Source organism: Actinocorallia populi (genome assembly GCF_002995495.1).
Lineage (GTDB): Bacteria > Actinomycetota > Actinomycetes > Streptosporangiales > Streptosporangiaceae > Actinocorallia > Actinocorallia populi.
Map to the genome: position 1 here is coordinate 514,878 of NZ_PVZV01000004.1, position 21,686 is coordinate 536,563.

The window sequence follows — 21,686 nt, forward strand, 5'->3', positions numbered from 1 at the left end:
TCGTCGAAGGACGAAGGGGAGTGCTTCACATGAGCGTCTCTGAACCCGGTCTCCGCGCCCTGGCCCTCGTGGTGCTGGCGGCCTGGCTGCTCACCGCCTGCAGCGACGGCGACGCCCCGGTCGAGGGCCCCACCGCGACCATGCTGGCCCCCGGCCACCCCGGCGAGCCGAACGCCACCGTCACCGCCGGCCCCACGGCCGTGCCCGAACCCGCCGAAGCCGACGTCACTTTCATGCGCATGATGGTCGTCCACCACGGCCAGGCGGTCGTGATGTCCGAGCTGGCCCCCACCCGGGCCGCCGACCCCCGCGTGAAGTCCCTCGCCTCCCGTATCAGCGCCGCCCAGGCCGGCGAGATCACCCTGATGCGCGACTGGCTCCGCCGCAACGAGAAGCTCCCCGCCACCGGCCACGACCACCACTCCATGCCCGGCATGATCACCCCCGCCGAGCTGGAGGACCTCGAGTCGTCCACCTCCACGACCTTCGACCGGCTCTACCTCACCCTCATGATCAAGCACCACGAGGGCGCCCTGGAGATGGCGGACACCGTCCTGGCCGACGGCACCGACACCACCGCACTCCAGCTGGCCAAGGACGTCGTGGCCACCCAGCAGGCCGAGATCAACCGCATGCGCGCCCTGCTCTGACGGCCCCGACCGGCCCGTCCTGAGGAACACGCCGCTGCGCGAGGCGGTCGTCTTCTGTGCCCGTTCTGTGCCCGCCGGGGGTGTTTCCGGTCCAGGTTTCGGGAATCCGGACGGCGGGTGGCTTTTCGTGCGCCCATCGGGCTCACGGCGATCTTCACGGGCCGTTCGCGCGCCGCGTCCAGCCGGTCGGCGGCCGCGGGACGCTTGGCTGCGGAAGATCCGGATTTGGGGCGGTGACAGCAGTTTGCTGGGCTTTGTCTGTCGTTTCCGTTGTGTACTTGAGTGGAGCGTGTGGGCGCTGTTAGCTTCGCCCTGTGGACCCTATGCGTGCACGGGCGGAGACGATCAAGGACTTCGCGGCGGCTCTTCGGGAATTGCGCGACTCGGTCGGCAATCCATCTTTTCGGGAAATGTCCGGCCGGTCAGGGGCGATCTCCCACACGACATTGCACGAGGCCACGAAGGGCAACCGGCTTCCGAGCTGGGAGACCACCGTCGAGTTCGTCAAGGCCTGCGGCGCCGACCCTGCCGCGTACCGCGAACGCTGGGAACGGGCGAACCTGCCGGTCAGATCGACGAGGGCCTGGAGCCCCGAGGAGCGCGCGGGCGTCCCGGCGGCCGGCCCTCCCGGCGAGCTCGCCTTCTCCTCCGCGGGCGAGGCGGAACACCACGGCGCGCGCGCCGCCGGCGAGTCCCGGACGCCCCCGCCCGCAGGCGAGGCCTCGGCGCCCGCGGCCTCGCCGCCCCCGCCGCCCGATGAGATCGTGAGCGATGTGGAACCCGCCCTTCCCGTGCCGGGGAACCGAAGACGGCGCCGTCTGGCCGTCCCGGCCGCGGCCGTGCTCGCGACAGCGGCCGTCGCCGTCGGAACAGCGGTAGCCGTCGAGCGTCGGCCCGAATCCCCGCCCCGGACGCCCGCAGCACCGTCCCAGACGCCGACCGAGCCCAGAATTCCCGGCGACATAAGCCAGTTCCTCGCCGACGTCACCATTCCCGACGGCACCGTGGTGAGTCCGGGCGAACGGTTCGTGAAGACCTGGGAGATCCTCAACGCGGGCACCGTCACATGGCGCGGCCGCTTTCTGGCCCGCGGCGCTTACCCGGCGGACAATGGAACCTGTGAAACACCGGCGAAGGTGCCCGTTCCCGTTACGAAGCCGGGCGAGAAAGTGCGGGTGAGCGTGCCTGCGACGGCTCCGAGTACACCCGGATCGTGCTGGGTCGGCTGGAAGATGGTCGATGGCGAGGGCATTCCGTTCCTGCCGGGGGCCCGGCCTATCTTCTTCGTGGTGCATGTCAGGAATTGAGCCCGCCTGCGTCGCTGAACGGCGGTTCCCCGCCGTGCGCGACACGGCGGGGAACCCGGAGAGGGACGGGGTTCAGGAGAGAACGATCCGCGTGTAGTAGGCCTTGAGGATGGTCAGGTGGTTCTGGCCCGCGTTGGCCTTGTCGCGGGAGCCGTACTGCGACATCCAGTCCCCGCTGACCCACGCGCCGCACGCCGTCGTCGTCGCGCAGTAGTGGGCTTGCAGGATCTTTCCGTCACGGGTCATGCGGGTGTTCCACGTCGCGTCCACCGCGGCGCTCGTCGCGGCCGTCGCGGAGCCGGGCCTGTACACCTGGCTGGCCGTGTCGTCCCTGACGTCGTAGCACTCGCCCCACGACGTCTTGCGCGTCGAGGTCAGCGCCCAGTGCCAGCCGAAGCTCTTGACGGCCATCGCACCGGCCTTGAGGGACTCCGCCGGCCAGCTCGGCACCCACTCGTTGGGGAGGACGTTCTTGACGTAGGTCTTGAAGTCGACCCTGTCCACGCGGCCCAGGGACACCCGGTGGACGAGGATCGTCGTGGGCAGCCTGCTGTGCGTGCCGTCGGTCGTGCACCCGGTCGGCCCGGAGGCCAGGAAGCGGTGCGAGGCGTTCTGGTTCTTGAGGGTGGCGTTGAGGTTGACCTTGGCGCCGGGGGCGAGGTCCTGGTAGCTGCCCGCGTAGCCGCTGTTGTAGTGGACGCGGACTGTGGTGCTGCTGCGGTTCCAGGCGGAGGCGGCTTCGTTCTTGATGCACAGGCCCTGGCCGGCCCCGGCGCTCTTGAACTCGTAGCACGAGGGCTGCTCCGTGCCGTAGTCATCGAGGGAGCCGGTGAAGTCGGAGAGAGACCCGGTGTGGTTGCTGTTGTAGTAGTAGCAGAACTCGCCGCTGTCGCAGACGCCGTCGCGGGCGGCCGCCGAGGCGGGCGTCGCGGTGGCGATGACCGTTCCACCGAGGACGATCGCGGCGGCCGCAGCGGTGAGCCGCGAGATCAGCCGTGTGATGCGTGAGGACACAGGAGGCCTTTCCCTTCTCGTGCGGCCGTGGTGCTAGCGGACGTTGTAGCCCTGGCTCTGCCAGAACGAGTTGGGGTTCGGGTTGTCCAGGACCGGGTCGTTGACGCTCTTGGAGGCATGGGTCTGCCTTCCGAAGCGCATCTCGACGTGGGTGTGCGCGCCCGAGCTGGACGAGACCCCGCGCCACGCCTCGTCGGCGATGACCTGGCCGCGGCTGATCTGCTGGCCCACGGCCAGGGAGGACCGCGGAGCGGTGTGCAGGTAGATGATCGACTTGTTCAGCGAGGAGTTGTAGATGGAGATCGTGGAGAGTCCGCCGCTGCCGTTGGCTCCGCGCGCGATGTAGATGACCTGGCCGCTCACCAGGGCGCGGACGTCCGCGCCCACGGCCTTGGCGAAGTCGATGCCCTCATGCCGGCCGGGGGTGGTGGTGTACTGGTCGAAGTAGCAGGTGACCCTGCCGCCGCCGCCCGAGTAGAGCGCGTCCGACAGGTCGGTGCGCGTCGACGGGTTGAACTCGTGCGAGGCGTTCTGGTTCTTGAGGGTGGCGTTGAGGTTGACCTTGGCGCCGGGGGCGAGGTCCTGGTAGCTGCCCGCGTAGCCGCTGTTGTAGTACACGCGGACGGTCACGCTGCTGCGGTTCCAGGCCGAGGCGGCCTCGTTCTTGATGCACAGGCCCTGGCCGGACCCGGCGCTCTTGAACTCGTAGCAGGAAGGCTGCTCCGTGCCGTAGTCGCCGAGGGAGCCGGTGAAGTCGGAGAGGGATCCGGCGTGGTTGCTGTTGTAGTAGTAGCAGAACTCGCCGCTGTCGCAGACGCCGTCGCGGGCGGCCGCCGAGGCGGGCGTCGCGGTGGCGATGACCGATCCGCCGAGCGCCAACGTGGCGGCCGCAGCGGTGAAGATCCTGTTGAGCGTTCGCATGCCGTTCTCCTTCTGTCTGCAGATGGGGGTCGCGGACGGGATCAGAGACGCTGGTACTCCTCCCAGGTACGGATGGTCACCTTCGGGCCGTCGTCCGGGCCGCGGCCGGAGAGCCCGTTCAGTCCGAGGTAGTAGTCGCCCGCCTGGTGCTGGGCCTGGCTGGAGAGGTCGGTGTCGCTGAGGGCGACGGCGTGGATGTGCCAGGGCCAGTCGCCCTGCGCGGGGCTGCGCACCCATGCCGCGAAGCCGACGCGGCGCAGCGCGCGGGCGGCCGCGGTGCGGGCGGCGGAGGTCATCCCCTGGACCGAGATGTCGACGACGCCGCCGCCGTCGTGGGTGCCCGCGGATGTGGGGTCGCCGCCGGGGTTGTACGAGCCCTGCTCCAGCACGAGCCCGTGGCCGAGCAGCCGCTCCGCCTCGGCCAGCATGCCCTGCGTGCGGGCGTTGACGACGAAGCCCTCGTCGGTGGGGACCCGGGGGCCCGGGGTGATGACCCGCGTGACCTTGAAGCGGTCCGTGCCGAGCCCGGTGAGCGATGTCCTGCCCGGAAGGCCGTTGGCGTCGAGACCCGTGTAGCCGAGCGACTTCTGGTACTTCGCGTAGGCGGCGATCGTCGTGGTGCCGAAGTAGCCGTCCACCCACTGCGCGTCGAGGAGGCCGCGGTCGCGCAACGCCTGCTCGACGAGGAGCACGCTGTCCCTGGCGCCCGGGGTCAGCGTGCTGTCGGCCCGCCGCGGGTCGATCTGGGCCGCCTTGACGGTGGCCTCCATGTCCACGTTCGGAAGGACCTTGACGGCCGCCTGCGCCGCCGGCGCCCGGCACACCCCGGCCGCGGAGCCGATCAGGACGGCCACCGCGAGGGCGGCGGCGCGTGAGGGCAGCTTCATCGTTCCTCCTGTCGCGAGTGCCGGGGCGCTTCGTCCGCGGCAGCTTCACGGTCACGGAACGCACTCGGTTCCACAAGAAGATCGGTGTTGTCAGCTCATCTGACGGCGTCCCTTACAGCCGTACGCGCCGTCAGGGGAGCGCGCTGACCTCAATGTTTCCCCCATGGAAACGGGAGGGCGCGTCTGGTTCGCCATGTACTGCCCGTAAAGTTAGGAGCTACATCACGACCTGGGAGAGTACGTTTTGCACGAGAAACTGGCGTCGATCTACGAGAGCGTCCTGCGCCGCAACCCTGGCGAGATCGAGTTCCACCAGGCGGTGCGCGAGGTGCTCGACAGCATCGGCCCGGTTCTCGGTAAACATCCGGAGTACGCCGAGAGCAAGATCATTGAGCGTATCTGCGAACCCGAACGCCAGATCATCTTCCGGGTGCCGTGGGTGGACGACCAGGGCGAGGTGCAGATCAACCGCGGCTTCCGCGTGGAGTTCAACAGCGCGCTTGGGCCGTACAAGGGCGGGCTCCGGTTCCACCCGTCGGTCTACCTGGGCATCGTGAAGTTCCTGGGCTTCGAGCAGATCTTCAAGAACAGCCTGACGGGTCTGCCCATCGGCGGCGGCAAGGGCGGCTCCGACTTCGACCCCAAGGGCCGCTCCGACCGCGAGGTCATGAACTTCTGCCAGAGCTTCATGACCGAGCTCTACCGGCACATCGGCGAGTACACCGACGTCCCCGCCGGTGACGTCGGCGTCGGCGGCCGGGAGATCGGCTACCTGTTCGGCCAGTACAAGCGCATTACGAACCGCTACGAATCCGGCGTGATCACCGGCAAGGGACTCGTGTACGGCGGCGCCCAGGTGCGCACGGAGGCCACCGGCTACGGCTGCACGTTCTTCGTCGAGGAGATGCTGAAGGCCCGCGGCACGTCGTTCGACGGCAAGCGGGTCGTGGTCTCCGGCTCCGGCAACGTGGCCATCTACACCGTCGAGAAGGTCCAGCAGCTCGGCGGCGTCGTCGTGGCCTGCTCCGACTCCTCCGGTTACGTGCTCGACGAGAAGGGCATCGACCTGAACCTGCTCAAGCAGGTCAAGCAGGTAGAACGCGCCCGGCTGGAGGTGTACGCGGCACGCCGCGGCGGCCAGGCCGTCTTCGTCCCCGGCCGCAGCGTCTGGGAGGTGCCCTGCGAGGTGGCGATGCCGTCCGCCACCCAGAACGAGATCACCGGCAGCGACGCCGCCTTCCTGGTGGCCAACGGCTGCGTCGCGGTGGGTGAGGGCGCCAACATGCCGACCACGCCCGAGGGCATCAAGACCTTCCTGGAGGCGAACGTCGCGTTCGCCCCCGGCAAGGCGGCCAACGCCGGCGGCGTGGCGACCAGCGCCCTGGAGATGCAGCAGAACGCCAGCCGCGACTCCTGGACCTTCGAACATTCCGAGCGCCGCCTCCAGGAGATCATGCAGGACATCCACGCCCGCTGCCTCCAGACCGCCGACGAGTACGGCATGCCGGGCAACTACGTGGCCAGCGCCAACATCGACGGCTTCCGCAGGGTCGCCGACGCGATGCTCTCCCTCGGCGTGATCTGAACCACCACCCGCCCTCCGCGCCCGAAACCAGCCCGCCCCGCTGCACCGCGATGCTCCCCGCCGGGAGCGGGGCGGCGAGCCGGTGCGGGCCGAGGACGAGAACGCCGAACCCGGCCTGGAGGTCGCGGACCCGCGGTTCGTTCTCACCGCGGGTCCGGCTGCGGTGACCGGATGCCGGAGGGCCGCCTTCACGGGGTGGTCGGGCTCATGCGTGCCGCGAGCCGTTCCAGGAGGAGTTCGGTGGCGGGGGTGCGTACGTCGGGGTGGCTGATCAGGCCGACGCGCACGCTCGTCTCGGTGCCTTCGGCGTCGAGGACCACGGAACCGCCGTCCGGGGCGAGGCTGCGGGGGACGACCAGCAGGCCCATGCCGCGGGAGTAGAGGTCCCACGCCATGCCGGGCGTCGAGACCTGGACGGCGATCTCGAGGTGGACGCCGGCCCGCCGCGCGGCGGATTCGAGGGCGTTGCGCGAGCCGGCACCGGCGTCGAGGACGACCAGCGGCCGGGTGCGCAGGTCGGTGATCGGGACGGAGGCGGTCGCGGGCGGCAGACCGACCACCGTGAGCGGATCGCGCATCAGCTCCCTCCACCGCAGCGGCGTCTGACCCGTGCGCACCACGATGGCGATGTCCAGTGTCCCGGCGGACACCGCCTGCTCCAGGTCGGAGGACGAGGCGGAGGTGACGACGAGCTCCACGCCGGGGAACTCGGCCGCGAACGCGGCGAGGACCTCGCCCAGCTCGAGGATGTCGGCACCTGCCACCAGCCCCAGCCGCACCCTTCCGCGGCGGATCCCCGCGACGTCGTCCACGGCCTGGCGCACGCCGTCCAGCGCGGCCAGCGCCGCACGGGCCTTCGGCAGCGCCGCCTCGCCGGCGGGCGAGAGCCGGACCTGGCGGCTCGTCCGGGCGAACAGCCGCTGCCCCAGGAAGGACTCGAGCTCCTTGATCCTCGAGCTGACGGTCGACTGCGCCACGCGGAGCCGGGCGGCGGCGATACCGAAGGACTCCTCCTCGGCCACCGCGACGAACGCCTCGAGTTTGAGGGTATCCATCATGTTTTTCGATTCTAGCGATCAATTCGATCGGTTGGATTAATCGACTGCGGCCGTCCAGACTGGATCCGACACGAAGGAGGGCGCATGTCGAAGCTCGAGGACAAGGTGGCGGCCGGTCTGCCGTGGCTTTCGGCCGCCGGGGCCGTCGCCATGACCGGAGCGGCCGTGGCGAAGTGGCCGAAGCTCGACGCCGTGAACCGGGTGGCGTTCGGCCTGGACGCGGTCGTGTACGCGGCGGCCGTCCTGCCCCTGGCCCGCCGGAGCCCGGCTGGCTGGTGGGCGCTGTACCTGGCCACCGTGCTGCAACCGGTCTTCGGCGGCATCGAAGCCGCTCAGGACCGTGCCCGATGGCCCTCCGCCGCCGGCCGGACGGCGGGCGCCGTGGTCGTGGCGGCCGGCCTGCTCGGGATGCGGAAGAGCTATGCCTGACGACCTGGCGAGGCCCGCCGACACCCTGACGATGTCGCTGTTCCACGCGGCGCTGCGCCGCGACCTCGAACGCGCCGTGATCCTGCTGGAGAATCCCGGCGCGCTCTCACCCCGCCGGAGCCGCCGCCTCGGCCGCCACCTCCTCTGGCTGACGGGCAACCTCCGCTGGCACCACGAAGGAGAGGACCACTACCTGTGGCCGCTGCTCCTCGAACGCGACCCGGACGGCTCGGCCGTGCTCGACGCGATGAAAGCCGAGCACGACGCGATCGACGAACCCTTGCTGCGGCTCGAATTCCACGCACGCGGACTCGTCGCCGGCCGCACCGGACCGAGTGAGGCTCTCACCGCGCTGAACGCCCTCATCAAGCCGCTCACGGAGCATCTGGCACATGAAGAGGGAGAGGGCATGGCGATCGCTTCCCGGGTGCTCAGCCACCGGGAATGGAAGGAATTCGAGCAGCGCGCGTGGATCGACGGTTTCACAGCGGCGCAATCCGTCCGCTTCCTCGCCTGGATGGCCGACGGCGTCGAGTGGCAGGAGCCGGTCCGCCGCCGGGCCGGTCTGCCGGCCCCGCTCTACTGGACGGTGGTGAAACCGCTGTCGCTCATCGCCCGCGTCCCGGGACCGAGCGTCTGGGCCGGCACGCCCGCAGCCCGGATCAAGAGCCGGATGGCGCCCGCATGACCTTCCGAAGGCACACCGGATGGGAGACCCCGTGAAACTGACCGTCTTCGGCGCGACCGGCGGCACCGGCCGCCTGCTCGTCCGGCAGGCACTGGAAGCCGGTCATCACGTGACCGCCGTCGTGCGCGACCCGGCCCGCCTGCCGATCGACCATCCGGCACTGGACGCCGTCGTCGCCGACGTGCTCGACGCCGCCTCCCTGCGACCGGCACTGGACGGCCGGGACGCCGCGCTGTCGGCGCTGGGCCCGCACGGGCGCAAGGACACCGCCGGTGTCTGCTCGTCCGCGATCAGCGCCATCCTCGAAGCGATGGAGACCGCCGGAGTGCGCCGGGTGGTCGCCCTCAGCGCCCAACCCGTCCTCCGCACCGGGGCGGGGGAGCCGCTCTGGTCCCGGATGACCGTCCGTCCACTCGTCCGGGCGGTCTACCGCAACGTCTACGCCGACCTCGACCTGATGGAGAGGAGACTGACGCGCAGCGGATCCGACTGGACCGTCCTCCGCCCCCCTTACCTCACCGACGCCCCCGCGACCGGCGGCTACCGCTCCGCCGTCGATGCCAACGTCCCCGGCAGCATGACCCGAGCCGATCTCGCGAGAGCCCTCCTCGACGTCCTCGACGAACCGGCCACGATCAGGCACGCGATCGGCGTCGCAAGCCTGCGCCGGTGACCACGCACGGTGCGCCGCCAGGGACTCCGTCCCCGGACCCACCGCTCGGGAGCCCGCTCGCTACAGCGCCGCTCACTGCCGGGACATGATCCATCAGCCGATGCGCGTAGACGTGCGGCTTGGGGACCGGAAGAATGCGGGGCCGTGCGAACACCGCCCCCGCCCTCGGACATCACGGCGTTCTTCCCGGCCCTGCGCGGCCACGAGCGCACCACCACGATGCTGCACCCGACTCCCGGCGATCCCGGGGTGTGGGACAGTTCGATCGGCGGGCCGCTGCTGTGGCCGGCCGGGGAGCCGTGGCCGTGCCACCCCTACGGCTGCAGGACCGACCGGGCCCCGCAGACCGAGCCGCTGCCGCTCATCGCGGTGGCCCAGCTATGGGTCCGCGACCTGCCCGACCTGCCCCATCCGCCCGGGGCGGACCTGCTGCAGGTGCTCTGGGTTCCCGACGACTCCGTCGACTGCCTGTACGGGTCGAGGCAGGGCGACCCGGTCGACGAGTGCTTTCAGGTCCGCTGGCGCACCGCCGCCGACGTCACAGACCCGTTGCCCAACCCGCCGCGGCCCGGCCCCGGCGACGGCATCCTGCTGGAAGAGGAATACCTGCCGGTGCCGTGCACGCTGCATCCGGAACGGGTCGGCGAGTACCCGCCCGCCTGGGTCCTCGGCAAGGAGTTCTACGACCACGTCGCAGAACAGGACGAACGCCTGGGCACCTGGTACCTGGGCGTCCGCTCCTACGCCGACGGCTGCAAAGTCGGTGGATGGCCCGCCGACTCCAACATCGGCGGCCCTTACGACGGCTGGTTCACCTGCGACTGCGGTACGCCCCTCGAAGCGCTGCTCACCATCGCGAGCATGGAGGTCCGCCACACGCCGGACACCGCTCCGTCCTCCTACCGCGTCCCCGCCGAAGAGCCCGCGGGAAAGGCTCTGACCGAACCGACCGGCCTGGCCGTCGGCGACCACACGTACCTGCAGGTCTTCTACTGTCCCGCCTCCTGGGACCACCCGATCCGGCGCCGCCCCATGTGAGGCGCCCTGAAGAGGACCGGCAAGGCGTACCTGGGAAACGCTTCCACCTCGGAGTCACCTGATCTCACGGGCGCCCGGTTCACCGCGTCTTCGCTGCCCGGATCACGCTTCGTCAGTGCGGGTGGCGCAGTCCCGCGATGAGGAGCTCGACCAGTCGGCGCGGGTCGTAGCGGGGGTCGCTGTCCGCGCCGATGCAGAGGTTGCCGACACCGCGCATGAGCTCGTAGGCCTCCAGGCCGGAGCGGATCTCACCGGCGGCGGCAGCGGCTTCGAGCAGCTGGGCGCACACGGGCACGAGGCGGTCGAGGAAGTAGGCGTGCAGGGTGTCGAAGCCCGCTTCGTCGGATTGCAGCACGGAGGCGAGCCCGTGCTTGGTGACCAGGAAGTCGACGAAGAGGTCGATCCACTGCCCCAGCGCGGCGTGCGGAGTCGCCCCGGTCGCCAGCAGGGCCGGTCCGGCCTCGGCGCAGGCGTCGACCTGGTGCCGGTAGACGGCGATGATGAGATCCGCCCTCGTCGGGAAGTGCCGGTAGATCGTGCCCAGCCCGACACCGGCCTTGGCCGCGATGTCGCGTACCGGCGCCTCCACGCCTGACGCGACGAAGACCGCGGCCGCCGCGTCGAGCAGGGCCTTCTCGTTGCGCCGGGCGTCCGCCCGTTTGGGCCGGGCCGGGCGTTCCGCGCCCCTGTCTCCGTCGTTCACCGCGCCGTTCCCTCCGCTGCCGGACTTGCCAAGCGGAACCTTGTTCCGTATCTTCAAACGGGACAGCGTTCCGCTTGTTCATGATGCCAGACCGGGGACCGGCGGCCAAGCCGCGCGTCACCCCGCACCCATCCGCAACGGAGGAGAACGATCATGCAGTACCGCACCTTGGGCCGTACCGGCGTGCAGGTCAGCTCACTCGCGCTCGGCGCGATGAACTTCGGCCAGATCGGACGCACCACCCAGGACGAGGCCACCGCCATCGTCGACGCCGCCCTCGAGGGCGGGATCAACCTCATCGACACGGCCGACATGTACGGCGGCGGCGAGTCGGAGGAGATGGTCGGCAAGGCCGTCGCCGGCCGCCGCGACGACCTCGTGCTGGCCACGAAGGCGGGCATGCCCATGGGCGAGGAGCGCAACCACCGTGGCGGTTCACGCCGCTGGCTGGTCACCGCGCTGGACGACAGCCTGCGCCGGCTCGGCGTCGACCACGTCGACCTCTACCAGATCCACCGGTGGGATTCGAGCACCGGAGACGAGGAGACCCTGTCGGCGCTGACCGACCTGCAGCGCGCGGGAAAGATCCGCTACTTCGGCTCCTCGACCTTCCCCGCCTACCGCATCGTGCAGGCCCAGTGGGCCGCCCGCGAGCACCACCTGGGCCGTTACGTCACCGAGCAGCCCAGCTACTCGATCCTGCAGCGCGGGATCGAGGCCCACGTGCTGCCCGTGGCCGAGCAGTACGGGCTCGGCGTGCTGGCCTGGAGCCCGCTGGCCTCGGGCTGGCTGTCGGGCGCGGTCCGCGCGGGCAGGGAGATCACCACCAGCCGCTCGACGTTCATGCCGGAGCGTTTCGACACCGCCCTCCCCGCCAACCGGGCCAGGCTCGACGCCGTCGAGCGGCTGGCCGGTGTCGCCGACGAGGCCGGCCTGACCATGATCCAGCTCGCGCTCGGATTCGTGACCGCGCACCCCGCCGTGACCAGCGCGCTCATCGGCCCCCGCACGCCGGACCACCTGCGCTCGCAGCTCGCCGCCGCCGACACCGTGCTCTCCGCCGACGTGCTCGACGCGATCGACACGATCGTCGCCCCCGGCGTCGACCTGGCCGCGCACGAGAAGTACGACACCCCGCCCGCGCTGCTCGACCCGTCACTGCGGCGCCGCTGACCGCGAAAGGACCGGCACCATGCCGCACACACCCCCGACCCGCTTCGGGATCATGACCGCCCCCGCGCAGGTCGGCTACCACGACGTCCTGCGGGTCTGGCGCGAGGCGGACACGATCCCGCAGATCGAGCACGCGTGGCTGTTCGACCACCTCATGCCGATCGGCGGCGATCCGGACGGACCGGCCTACGAGGGCTGGACCCTGCTCTCGGCCCTCGCCGCCCGCACCCGGCGGCTGCGGCTCGGCGTGATGGTGACCAGCAACCGGTTCCGGCCGCCCGCGATGCTGGCCAAGATCGCCGCGACCGTCGACGCCGTCTCCGGCGGGCGGCTCGATTTCGGCATCGGCGCCGGCTCACGCCCCGGCCACCCCCGGGCCCGCCGCGAGTACGAGGCCCACGGCCTGCCGTACCACGACTCCGCACACGCCGTGGAGAGCCTCGCCGAAGCCTGCACGGTGATCCGGCGGTTGTGGACCGAGGAGAAACCGTTCGACTTCCACGGCGCCCACCACCACCTCACCGGAGCGTTCGGCAACCCCAAACCCGTCCAGCGCCCCCACCCGCCGATCCTCGTCGGCGGCCGCTCGTCCCCGACACTGCGCGTGGCCGCCGAACACGCCGACCTCTGGAACATGCCGGGCGGCGACATCGCCGACGCCGCCCGCCGCAGCGCACTGCTCGACCGCCACTGCGCCGAGATCGGCCGCGACCCCGCCTCGATCACCCGCTCGATCCTCCTACCCGTCTCCTACGACCGGCCCGACGCCACGCGGAACACGATCGGCGAAGCGACCGACGCCGGCTTCCACCACCTGGTCCTCGGCCTACCGGCCCCCTACCCCGACAACGTCGCACGCTGGGTCGCCGACGAACTCATCAACACCCCGCCCTGAACCACCGAGGAGAGCACCCGGGGGCACGGCGGCCGCGCTCATCGGGTGCGTCGCCGAAGTCGGCGACCAGGTCGAGGCGGCCGCCGAGCGTCGCGACGTATCGGGCGATGACGTCGATGGAGGTCACTTCGCCGTAGATGCACGTGGCGCTCACACCCATGGCGACGGGTAGGTCCAGGTGAGTCCGCCGTTCCCGCGCGCTCCGGCTTCGTCCTCGGGGGAGAGCCTCCTGCATCGTGGGGTTCTCACTCCAGGACCTCCCACCGTGCCGTATCGGATCGCGGTCAGACGATCGCGGTGATGTCACCGTTGTCGAAGTAGATGGCCTGGTGGAAACGTCCGCCGAGGGCGGCGGCGTAGCGGGCGAGCACTTCCTGCCCGGAGATCTCGCCTTGTTCGATCTGGGAGAGCCGTCCCTTGGTCACGCCCATCCGTTCGGCGACCTGTTCCTGGGTGAGGCCGCGGGCCCGCCGGATCTCCGCGAGCCGATGCCCGAGGACTTCGGCGAGGAGCTCCTTTCTACCTTCGGCCACGGCGGCTTCTCCGCCCGCCCGCTCGACGTGCTCTGCCCGGATGTCACTCCACCGTGAGTGACCGCTCATCGCCTGTCTCCCTCCTCTTCCGTGCGGGACTGCAGATAGATCCCATGCCGCTTTTCGGCCAGCGGGATCGCCTTGTCGTACCCTTCGTTCCATCGATCGGCCTTGTCGCCGACCACCAGCAGAATGCTGGATCTCCGGGGATCGAACGCAGGATCCGTACGGTGCCCGGCCACAGCTCCTTGAGATTCTTGGCGGTTCCGTCGACCAGCCTCAGGCGAGGTGTCCGCCGCACGCGGGAAGCCCAATGCTGGCGGCTCATCTCCATGGACGAGTCCTTCACGCCGTTCTTGGACGGGCGGACCTTGGACGTTCTGGAAGGCCGGGGCGCAGGGGGCCGACGGGGTTTGGGGGCTCGGCCCTCAATGAGCACAGTCCCGAGCGGAGCGAGGGGCCATGCGTGTGGAAGGCGAGGGGCCTGAAGGCGGGTGGACCTCGGACGACGGCTGTCAATCGAATGATCGTTGTGCCGGATGGGCGGCGGTCGAGCTGACATGGAGCCGACCCGAGCGACGAACCACCCCATGAACGCCACCAGCGCGCCCACGGTCGAAATCATGACCGTGCTGGTGAACGTTTGGTGCGCCGCCAGGTATTCGAACCCCGGACCCGTTGATGAAGAGCCCGATCGACCCATGATCCACGAGTGCTGGACGGTGCTCGGCTGTGCTGTTTTGTCTCGTCCTGGACGTTGTCTGCCAGGTCCAGGTGGTCGGGCAGCACCGGGCTCTGACGGCTAATGATCAGCCGTTGGAGCTGACGTGGAGCGAACGGTCGTCGGTGATGCGCACCGAAGGGGGCACGCGTTCGCTCGTACGGCGACGCGGCTCGATGTCATGCGGCGGTACCGGTGGACCGGTCACTGACGGGCAGCCGCATGGTGTGGTCGCCGAAGTCGGCGACCAGGTCGAGGTGCCCACCGAGCGCTTCGACGTATCGGGCGATGACGTCGATGGAGGTCACTTCGCCGTGCTCGATCTGGGAGATGCGCGCGATGCTCACGCCCATGGTGGCGGCGAGGTCCTTCTGGGTGAGCCCTGCGTGCTTGCGTGCCTCGGAGAGCCGATGTCCGCGTGTCTCGGCGAGCAGCCGGCGTGCTCCGGCTTGCACCTCGGCGGGGGAGACACCCGCGTCGTACAGCTCCTGCTCCAGGATGTCCCAGTCCTGCGGGGTGTGCTTGGGCATGGTCACTCCTCCTCTTCAGCGGTGTAGGCGATGTAGAGCTGTTCGGCCAGCGGGATGTTGTCGCGGTACCACCGCTCCCAGTTGCCGGCCTTGTCGCCGCCGAGCAGCAGGAGCGCTGAGCGGGTCGGGTCGAAGGCGAAGATGATCCTGATCTCGGACCTGCCGCGTGAGCCGGGCCTGAGCTCCTTGAGATGGTGCAGGTTGCCGCCCTTGAGCCGATCGACGAGGGGGCGTCCCAGGGTGGGACCCTCTTCGCGTAGTGCCGCCACGGCTTGGGCCACTTGCGTGGCCGAGCCGAGATCTTCCTTGATCAAGCCGCGGAACCATGCTGCGTACTCCTCGGTGACTTTCACGGCCCAGGCCAACGATGACTCCTCCGCTAGGTTAAGGCTAGCCTTAACCTAGCCCCCTCGGCCATACCGCGCTGATGGACAGCGGAATCGGCATCCGGCAAACCCGGAGTGCTCAGGTGCCGATCGGGCTACCGATCCTCCTGCCGCCTTGACCAATGCCCCCAAAGCCCAGGAAGCTGCCGGTCATGGTGCCCTTGGCCCTGTCGATGCTCCGCCCGATTCGTTTATAGGAGACGACGCAGAGGAACGATGCCCGGCGCACGGGATGGCTGGTCTCGGATCGGGGACGGCCTTTCGTCCGGGTGGACGTCTCTGTCTATGGACGAGTCCTTCACCTCGTTCTTGAACGGGAGGACCCTTGACGTTCTGGAAGGCCGGGGGTGCAGGGGGCGGAGCCCCTTGCCGGGGTTCGGGGGCTCGGCCCCCGATGGGCACGGTCCCGAGCGGAGCGAGGGGCCACGCGTGCGGAGAGCGAGCCGCCCGGAAGCGGGCGGAGCCCGGATGATGGCCGTCGGCCGGTTGATCGTTTGTGCCGGACGGGCGGCGGTCGAGTCGACATGGAGCTAACCCGCCGGACGAACTACCCCATAAACGCCACCAGCGCGCCCATGATCGAAATCATGAACGCGCTGGTGAGCGGAAGGTGCGCCGCCAGGGACTCGAACCCCGGACCCGCTGATTAAGAGCCAGCTCCACCCATGATCAACCCATGCTGGCATTTGATCGATGATGCCGTTTGATACCTCGGTGCCCCGCATTCACACAGTTCGGCTTACCGGTGGGTGTCGCCTGCTGACAGCCGGTGCCATGGCGATGGAGCCAACATGGAGCCAACACAGGTGGCCGTGTATGGATCACGCGGCGGGTTTCTGCTAGTCACGGCGTGGCTACTGACTTTGAAGGGGTAGGTTTCCGTAGCGTCACCGGCTAATCACTTTGGTGTGTTTTCGCTGTACAACCGGTGGTGTGAGATATCCCGATGGTGGCGGGCTGACGGCTGAAGGCCGTGCCGGGCGGGAGCGGGCGGGCCTGGAGACGGCCGAGATGTTCGCGGCCGGCATGAGCACATCTGCAGTAGCGGTGAGGCTGCGGGTGACCCGGCAGGCGGTGAACGGCTGGCGGCGGGCCTGGCAGGCCGATGGGACGGCCGCGCTGCTGTCGAAGGGGCCGGGTGGCTCGGCCCCCAAACTTGACGAAGGGCAAGTCGCGGTCCTTCAGGCCGAGTTGCGGCGGGGCCCGGCCGCTTATGGCTGGGACGACCAGCGATAAGTATCAGGTCGTGCAACGTTTTTGTGTCGTCCCAATTCGTGTAAGCAGCGCGAACAGCGGCAGAGTAACCACGAAGGTGAACGTTACATAACTCCTCTTGCGCTTCGCATAGAGGGTTGGAACGATATGTCTCCCGGATTCCGATGGGGGATTAAATGGCACCGCAGAGCAATGATCAACGCCTCCTGGACCGCATCCTCGAAGATCAACGGTCCCGCCTCGCTCCCCAGCAGAAGCTTGACGCCTTCTTCAATTACTTCTCCGCGAGTGTTGCGCTACAGGACCTCGACCTAGACATTGACGAGTTGAGAGACGGAATTGTAGACGGCGCCCACGACTGCGGTGTCGACGGCATATGGGTTCTCGTTGATGATCGTTACGTATCCGCGGACATCGATCGCCACACTACCCTCAGATCCAAGAAGATCGAGCTTGTAATCCTCCAGGCGAAAACCTCTCCTGGCTATCAGGAAACTGCTTTCGAGAAGCTGTATTATCACCTGCCGATTCTGCTTGACATGGGTCGGGATATCGGAAGTTTGGCAGAGTCGACCAATGCAAAGCTGCTCGAACGTACTGGCAGATTCCTTCATGTTCTGGAGGCGCTGGCCTCATCCTTCCCTGATGTCTCCATTCGGGTAATCTACGCAACTCGCTCGGCAGAACGTCCGCATCCAAATGTAAAGGCAAAAGGAAATAGACTCGCGCACGAACTCGGAAAGGTCTCATCTGGGACAAAGTGCGCGATCGAATATCTGGGCGCCGCTGAGCTCCGTGAACTCTCGGGTCGTGGCGCGGTCGTCGTCTCTGAACTGGTCTTCATGGATACTCCGATGAGTACGTCTCTCGGAGAGGGGTATGTGTGCCTATCGCGTCTGGACGAATACTATAAGTTCATCACGTCGAATAATGACGCCCTGCGACTGGAGCTATTCGAGTCGAACGTCAGAGACTACGCCGGTAGGACATCGATCAACACCGCGATCGGCGAGACACTGCGTTCCAGTCATCGAGACGACTTCTGGTGGTTCAACAATGGGGTCACGATCGTAGCCGAGGAGGTTCGCATCGCGGGCAAGAAGATCGTGATGAAGGATCCTCAGATCGTCAACGGCCTGCAAACCAGCCATGAAATCTATAACTATTTCCAAGAGGCCGGGAATCATTACGACCGTTGCATCCTCGTGAGGATACTGGTCCCACCCACGTCTGGCAGATCACGCGACAGCATCATCAGGGCGACAAACAGTCAGACGGAGCTCCCTCCCGGAGCTCTCCGAGCCACTGAGCAGATTCAAAAGGATCTCGAGGAGTCTCTCCAGAGGGACGGCTACTATTATGAGAGGCGCGCAAACTACTACAAGAACCTGGGTTTCCTGCTGGATCAGGTTGTCAGCATGTCCCGCCTCTCAAGGGAGTTCACTGCATTCGTCATAGGCGAACCGCATTCGGCTCTCAGTTGCTCGGACAGCAGCCTGCTGGCGGACTCCCACTACTACAAGGTCTTCTCTGCGGATCATGACCTGGACCTATACCGCCTAGTTCTCGACGTCCATGTCCGGATCGGCGAGTTTTTGACATCATACGCTGAAGACAATCCGCTCCTGGGCGACACAGCAGAGAACTGGCGCTTCCACCTGGCCTACATGTCCTCTTTCACGCTGACACGCCTACGCAGACCCTCGCACAAAGACCTGTTGAACATCAACAGGGAGAACTTGTCCGACGACCTCTTGGAGAAGATGACGAAAATACTCGAAAAAGAGTACAGAACGGCTCTCCGAGGAAGTCGGACCGAGGGTATAGACAGGATCGCCCGAAGCTCGAGTTTCACTGACAAGATCCGTCAAGCCACCATCGCGACACGCCATTTTGGTATTCTGCGATAGCTGCCCGAATATCGGTCATATATCGAAAGTTCCTGCAGAGGGTCGAATCTCCTCTTGTTGTCCTTCGCTCTGGGGTGGAGCCCTATGAGGGCTTGCACCAAGGTCGAGGTTAGTCAAGCCTGTACGGGCCGGGCGCATGGGCTAATTCTCTTAATGGGCCGACGCTTCTCTCTTCTTCCCGTGGATTCCGCGGACTCCGTCCCGCGACGGTCGGACACGTCTACGTATAAGAGTTTCGGAAGAACGCGCTCTTCGAGGGCCCTGAGGAGAAGCTGGGCCAGCGGATGGATTGCTGGCCCAGCTCCATGGAAGGCTGCTGGTTCACGGTGGCGGAGCGGGTGGGGGCTTCCTCGTGGTGAGGTCGCATTCGATGCTGGTGATGCGGTCGAGGGTGCCGGTGGTGAGTTCTGCGGTCCAGGCCTTGTGCCAGTGGGTGTTGCTGGCGGTGAGGTCGGCGACGTAGCAGTTGGTCATCTCGTAGAAGGCCCGGACGCCGTGGTCCTTCATGTAGGTCCAGTTGAACTGGAGGGAGCGGAGGGCGATGGAGAAGGGGCGTTCGACGATGCCGCGTGCCCAGCGTTCGGACTGGTCTGCGATGTCGAGACGGGCGGCGCGTTCGTCGAGGATGCTCTACATGCCGCTGATGTCATACTCGATGAGGACCTTGTCCAGGAGGTCTGTGGCGGCGTGGAGGTTGGTGTTCTTGAAGACGAAGAGGCGCTCGACCTTGGTGTGGGCGGCCTCGGCCGGCTCTTTGCAGGAGGTGTCGATCGCCTGCTTGAGCTGGACGGCGTAGGCCGCTTCCCACGGCATGTGCTCGCCGAACGTGGCACAGGGGGTCGGGAATCCTCCATCGGCCCCTTACCGGAGGACACATGCAACGACTTGTCTGTCTCGGTACTTTCCGAAAAGGCTCTTCTCCACGATCGTTGTCTGTCTCCACGCGTATGCCGGGGATGGACAGATCTCCGCATACGGCATGATGTTGCCCGGCGCTCCGCGCTCCCCCACTTCCCCGTCGAACATGCCGGTCACATTGCCGAAGTACAGGGCTAGCGCGACCCCGGCAAGAGCGCTCAAAAGGCAGGCGAACGGGGTGACAAACGGATGCACTCGTCTTGTCGACATGCCGGAACGCTAACGATAATTGTGCCAGAACCTCGGCACCGTGTCTGTTCTGCGGCACAGTCGTTACGGCGGACAAGTCGGAATCGGTACCCCTCAAGTACGCCATGCTCTCTGAGCTTCCCCTAGAGTGCGGACATCATCCTTGCGGCCTGCATGGGCTGCCACGATCACCGGATGTTGGTCACGTAACGGTTTTTGTTTTTGCTGATGTGCACGGTCCTCACTGCCAGGTGCCGTCGACTAGATCGCTGGGGACGATGTCGTGGGCTGCGAGGCGGCGGTTGATCTCTTCCCACTCGCGGATGACGCGGCGTTTGCCGTCCGGAATGGTGAGCCAGTTGGTCCTGGTAACGGGTTGTCCATGATATTCCGGTTCCCAGCCGAGCGCGTAGAAGCCGCCGAGGCCGGGGGTTTGGATTTTGAGGGCGTGGACGGTGCGGCGGTGGAACCACTTGCTGACGGCGGTGATCTTTAGTCCGGCAGCGAGGGCCTCGTGGATGAAGGGCGCGGCGTTCTCGACGTTCTGCCAGGTGTTGGCGGAGGCGTCTTCGACGCGGATGTCCTCGTCGGGGACACCGTTCTCGGTGAGGACACGATGGAATTCACGGCCTTCGATGATGCCGGTGTGTCGGTTCACGCCGCCAGTGACGATGATCAGGGGAGCCAAGCCGCGTTTATGGCGTTCGGTGACGAGGACCGTGACGGGCATGAGTTGGTTGGTGCCGAAGATGAAGTGTGCGGTGGGCAGGTCGTCGGGCGGTGGGGCTTGGATGTCGACGAAGGCGGTGATGGCAGCGGCTTGTTCGGCGGAGATCTCTCTGTCGGACATTTTCAGTAGTCCTCTGGGCAGCTGCTGAGCTGGGCGGAGACCTCACGGTACCGAGCGCCGAAAGTGGATGCCATCTGTCCTGCCCGGGACGCGGTAAGCGTCCGATCGAGTTGCCTGGCCAGCGCCATCGTCGACCAGACGGGACGATCGATGTTGAGCGCGGTGAGCCCGGTTTCGGCGGCTTGGTCGAGGTCTCCTGTTCCGGCTTGGGCCAAGCCGAGGATGAGCAGAGAGCGCGCGTACCCGGAGGGGTTACCGCCGCCTTACTGGCGGCTTTCGTTCACGTAGCAGCTTTGGATGACGCGTCGGGTGGCTGCTGCGGCTTCCCAGTACTGGTCGGCGAGGAGTAGAGAAGTTGCGGTGTAGGGAGGGTCTTCGGCGAGGTTGATGGAATACACGCCGGTCGTTGGAGCATCGGTCGGGAGCGCTTTGATCGCAGCGGCCGCGTGGCATCGGGTCTCGGCCGAGGCGTCGGCGTCTCCGGCCATCGTGGTGGCTCGCATCTGATGGGCGGCGAGTCGGGCATGTGCCACGGTACCCAGGGGTGCTTTCCGCAGTCCTTTGGCGGCGAGGGCTGCGGATTGGCGGGGGAGTCGTTGGTAGTGGGCGATCATCGCTCTGGTGAGGTAGGCCCATCCAGCGAGCTCAGGGTGTCTGGCCTGCTCGCTGTAGCGTTCGGCGTCCGAGCACCACAGCCGTGCTGAGGAGTGTTCTCCCATGTCGTGGGCGGCGACCGCCAGGAGCCCGGACAGCCAGCCGCAGATGAGGGCGAGGTCGGTTTTGCGCGGTGTCGTATTGGAGCGCTGGAGGACGGAACCGGCGTAGGAGCGGACGGCCAGCAGCTCGTCATAGGCGGTGCTGGGCGGGAGCAGGGGGACCGCCTGGGCGTAGTGGTCGACGAGTTCGCCGAGTCCGTCGGTGAGGGTGCCGATGTGGCCGTCTCCGATGATGTCCATGGCTCGGACGACGGCTGGGAGCGTGGTCAGGGCGAGTCCTCGTGCGAGGAAGCCTCTGCGCAGCACGTCACTCACCTCTTCCCATCGGTCGGGCCTGCGCTGGGAGGACGGGACCGGTTCGCACAGGTCGCCGACCTCGACGCCGAGCGCCAGTGCGAGGGCGACCAGCCAGTCGTCCGGGGTGCGGCGTCCAGTTTCCCATCGGTAGACGTAGTTGGCGGTCACGGTCGCTGTCCCGGTCAGCTCGCGGAGTTTCGCAGCGAGAGCGGCCTGCGACATTCCGGCCTGTATTCGGTGGAGTTTCAGTCGGGCCGGTGAGAAGGAGAGCCGGGGGTCCACCTGCGAGTCCCTTCCCGTTGAGGATGCCTGCCAGCTGCCTGCCTGAGGCTGGCAGATTCCATGATGCACGCCGTAGCGGTTCGGTTACCGGTGAACGCCCTACCGAATGCCCTGCCGA

Annotated in this window: 23 protein-coding genes; 11 read left to right on the forward strand and 12 right to left on the reverse strand. The window is 67.5% G+C overall.

The genetic code is table 11. The features are described from left to right. The first annotated feature begins 29 nt into the window (after positions 1 to 29). Both C2865_RS41460 and C2865_RS19105 read left to right on the forward strand, forming a co-directional pair. Positions 30 to 650 carry a DUF305 domain-containing protein gene (locus C2865_RS41460; protein ID WP_106399835.1) on the forward strand — a complete coding sequence of 207 codons (621 nt, stop codon included), beginning with the start codon at positions 30 to 32 and terminating at the stop codon, positions 648 to 650. A 323-nt stretch (positions 651 to 973) separates the two neighbouring features. Then, on the forward strand, positions 974 to 1,957 hold the full coding sequence (locus C2865_RS19105) for an NBR1-Ig-like domain-containing protein (RefSeq protein ID WP_232835722.1): 984 nt from the start codon (positions 974 to 976) through the stop codon (positions 1,955 to 1,957). 72 nt (positions 1,958 to 2,029) lie between these two features. Here the strand turns inward: C2865_RS19105 and C2865_RS40085 are convergent, their stop codons facing one another. From C2865_RS40085 to C2865_RS19125, 3 genes are read right to left on the reverse strand one after another with little or no spacing between them, the layout of a single operon-like run. Beyond that, positions 2,030 to 2,971: a SpoIID/LytB domain-containing protein gene (locus C2865_RS40085; protein WP_198653424.1), complete on the reverse strand. Its 942-nt coding sequence runs from the start codon at positions 2,969 to 2,971 to the stop codon at positions 2,030 to 2,032. Between the two features lie 33 nt (positions 2,972 to 3,004). Beyond that, positions 3,005 to 3,892, reverse strand: coding sequence for a peptidase inhibitor family I36 protein (locus C2865_RS19120; protein ID WP_106399837.1), 888 nt, complete (start codon positions 3,890 to 3,892; stop codon positions 3,005 to 3,007). A gap of 41 nt (positions 3,893 to 3,933) precedes the next feature. Continuing rightward, positions 3,934 to 4,779 (reverse strand): peptidoglycan-binding domain-containing protein, encoded by an 846-nt coding sequence (locus tag C2865_RS19125; protein WP_106399838.1) that lies wholly within the window; start codon positions 4,777 to 4,779, stop codon positions 3,934 to 3,936. Positions 4,780 to 5,023: 244 nt separating this feature from the next. Between C2865_RS19125 and gdhA the strand changes: the two genes are divergently transcribed. Continuing rightward, on the forward strand, positions 5,024 to 6,364 hold the full coding sequence (gene gdhA / locus C2865_RS19130; protein ID WP_198653425.1) for an NADP-specific glutamate dehydrogenase: 1,341 nt from the start codon (positions 5,024 to 5,026) through the stop codon (positions 6,362 to 6,364). Positions 6,365 to 6,552: 188 nt separating this feature from the next. Here gdhA and C2865_RS19135 read toward each other — a convergent pair whose 3' ends face one another. Then, complete coding sequence (locus C2865_RS19135) at positions 6,553 to 7,422, reverse strand: LysR family transcriptional regulator (RefSeq protein WP_106399840.1); 870 nt, start codon at positions 7,420 to 7,422, stop codon at positions 6,553 to 6,555. An 84-nt stretch (positions 7,423 to 7,506) separates the two neighbouring features. Here C2865_RS19135 and C2865_RS19140 point away from each other — a divergent pair, with 84 nt between their 5' ends. The 4 genes from C2865_RS19140 to C2865_RS19155 all read left to right on the forward strand — a co-directional run bounded on the left by C2865_RS19140 (position 7,507) and on the right by C2865_RS19155 (position 10,250). Continuing rightward, a complete protein-coding gene (locus C2865_RS19140; protein ID WP_106399841.1) occupies positions 7,507 to 7,851 on the forward strand; it encodes a hypothetical protein in 345 nt (114 codons plus the stop codon). Next, the gene (locus C2865_RS19145; RefSeq protein WP_106399842.1) at positions 7,844 to 8,539 is read left to right on the forward strand and encodes a hemerythrin domain-containing protein; all 696 of its coding nucleotides are present in this window, start codon (positions 7,844 to 7,846) and stop codon (positions 8,537 to 8,539) included. The genes C2865_RS19140 and C2865_RS19145 overlap by 8 nt, the downstream gene beginning before the upstream one ends. Positions 8,540 to 8,570: 31 nt before the next feature. Then, positions 8,571 to 9,212: an NAD(P)-dependent oxidoreductase gene (locus C2865_RS19150; RefSeq protein WP_106400068.1), complete on the forward strand. Its 642-nt coding sequence runs from the start codon at positions 8,571 to 8,573 to the stop codon at positions 9,210 to 9,212. 144 nt (positions 9,213 to 9,356) lie between these two features. Continuing rightward, positions 9,357 to 10,250, forward strand: a complete 894-nt coding sequence (locus C2865_RS19155) for a YwqG family protein (protein ID WP_106399843.1) — start codon at positions 9,357 to 9,359, stop codon at positions 10,248 to 10,250. Positions 10,251 to 10,362: 112 nt separating this feature from the next. Here C2865_RS19155 and C2865_RS19160 read toward each other — a convergent pair whose 3' ends face one another. Next, positions 10,363 to 10,953, reverse strand: coding sequence for a TetR/AcrR family transcriptional regulator (locus C2865_RS19160; protein WP_106399844.1), 591 nt, complete (start codon positions 10,951 to 10,953; stop codon positions 10,363 to 10,365). Between the two features lie 153 nt (positions 10,954 to 11,106). On the opposite strand from C2865_RS19160, the gene C2865_RS19165 reads away from it, so the two are divergent. Together C2865_RS19165 and C2865_RS19170 are read left to right on the forward strand one after the other, a co-directional pair. Next, positions 11,107 to 12,126, forward strand: coding sequence for an aldo/keto reductase (locus tag C2865_RS19165; RefSeq protein WP_106399845.1), 1,020 nt, complete (start codon positions 11,107 to 11,109; stop codon positions 12,124 to 12,126). A gap of 19 nt (positions 12,127 to 12,145) precedes the next feature. After that, positions 12,146 to 13,021: an LLM class flavin-dependent oxidoreductase gene (locus C2865_RS19170; protein ID WP_106399846.1), complete on the forward strand. Its 876-nt coding sequence runs from the start codon at positions 12,146 to 12,148 to the stop codon at positions 13,019 to 13,021. Between the two features lie 284 nt (positions 13,022 to 13,305). Here the strand turns inward: C2865_RS19170 and C2865_RS19180 are convergent, their stop codons facing one another. From C2865_RS19180 to C2865_RS19195, 3 genes are all read right to left on the reverse strand, one after another. Next, positions 13,306 to 13,623, reverse strand: coding sequence for a helix-turn-helix domain-containing protein (locus tag C2865_RS19180; protein WP_106399847.1), 318 nt, complete (start codon positions 13,621 to 13,623; stop codon positions 13,306 to 13,308). A gap of 831 nt (positions 13,624 to 14,454) precedes the next feature. Beyond that, positions 14,455 to 14,805, reverse strand: coding sequence for a helix-turn-helix domain-containing protein (locus C2865_RS19190; protein ID WP_106399848.1), 351 nt, complete (start codon positions 14,803 to 14,805; stop codon positions 14,455 to 14,457). Between the two features lie 2 nt (positions 14,806 to 14,807). After that, entirely contained in the window at positions 14,808 to 15,170 is a 363-nt protein-coding gene (locus tag C2865_RS19195; RefSeq protein ID WP_106399849.1) for a type II toxin-antitoxin system RelE/ParE family toxin, read from the reverse strand. A 954-nt stretch (positions 15,171 to 16,124) separates the two neighbouring features. On the opposite strand from C2865_RS19195, the gene C2865_RS19205 reads away from it, so the two are divergent. Both C2865_RS19205 and C2865_RS19210 read left to right on the forward strand, forming a co-directional pair. Continuing rightward, a complete protein-coding gene (locus C2865_RS19205) occupies positions 16,125 to 16,427 on the forward strand; it encodes a helix-turn-helix domain-containing protein (protein ID WP_157963804.1) in 303 nt (100 codons plus the stop codon). Between the two features lie 155 nt (positions 16,428 to 16,582). Continuing rightward, positions 16,583 to 18,316 (forward strand): AIPR family protein, encoded by a 1,734-nt coding sequence (locus C2865_RS19210; RefSeq protein WP_106399852.1) that lies wholly within the window; start codon positions 16,583 to 16,585, stop codon positions 18,314 to 18,316. A 321-nt stretch (positions 18,317 to 18,637) separates the two neighbouring features. On the opposite strand, the gene C2865_RS19215 is transcribed toward C2865_RS19210, so the two are convergent. The 4 genes from C2865_RS19215 to C2865_RS19230 all read right to left on the reverse strand — a co-directional run bounded on the left by C2865_RS19215 (position 18,638) and on the right by C2865_RS19230 (position 21,637). Continuing rightward, the gene (locus C2865_RS19215) at positions 18,638 to 18,823 is read right to left on the reverse strand and encodes a hypothetical protein (RefSeq protein WP_106399853.1); all 186 of its coding nucleotides are present in this window, start codon (positions 18,821 to 18,823) and stop codon (positions 18,638 to 18,640) included. Positions 18,824 to 18,946: 123 nt separating this feature from the next. After that, positions 18,947 to 19,129, reverse strand: a complete 183-nt coding sequence (locus C2865_RS19220; protein ID WP_106399854.1) for a hypothetical protein — start codon at positions 19,127 to 19,129, stop codon at positions 18,947 to 18,949. A gap of 535 nt (positions 19,130 to 19,664) precedes the next feature. Next, complete coding sequence (locus C2865_RS19225) at positions 19,665 to 20,273, reverse strand: YdcF family protein (protein WP_106399855.1); 609 nt, start codon at positions 20,271 to 20,273, stop codon at positions 19,665 to 19,667. Between the two features lie 263 nt (positions 20,274 to 20,536). After that, positions 20,537 to 21,637 carry a helix-turn-helix domain-containing protein gene (locus tag C2865_RS19230; protein WP_332873372.1) on the reverse strand — a complete coding sequence of 367 codons (1,101 nt, stop codon included), beginning with the start codon at positions 21,635 to 21,637 and terminating at the stop codon, positions 20,537 to 20,539. Between the last annotated feature and the right edge of the window lie 49 nt (positions 21,638 to 21,686).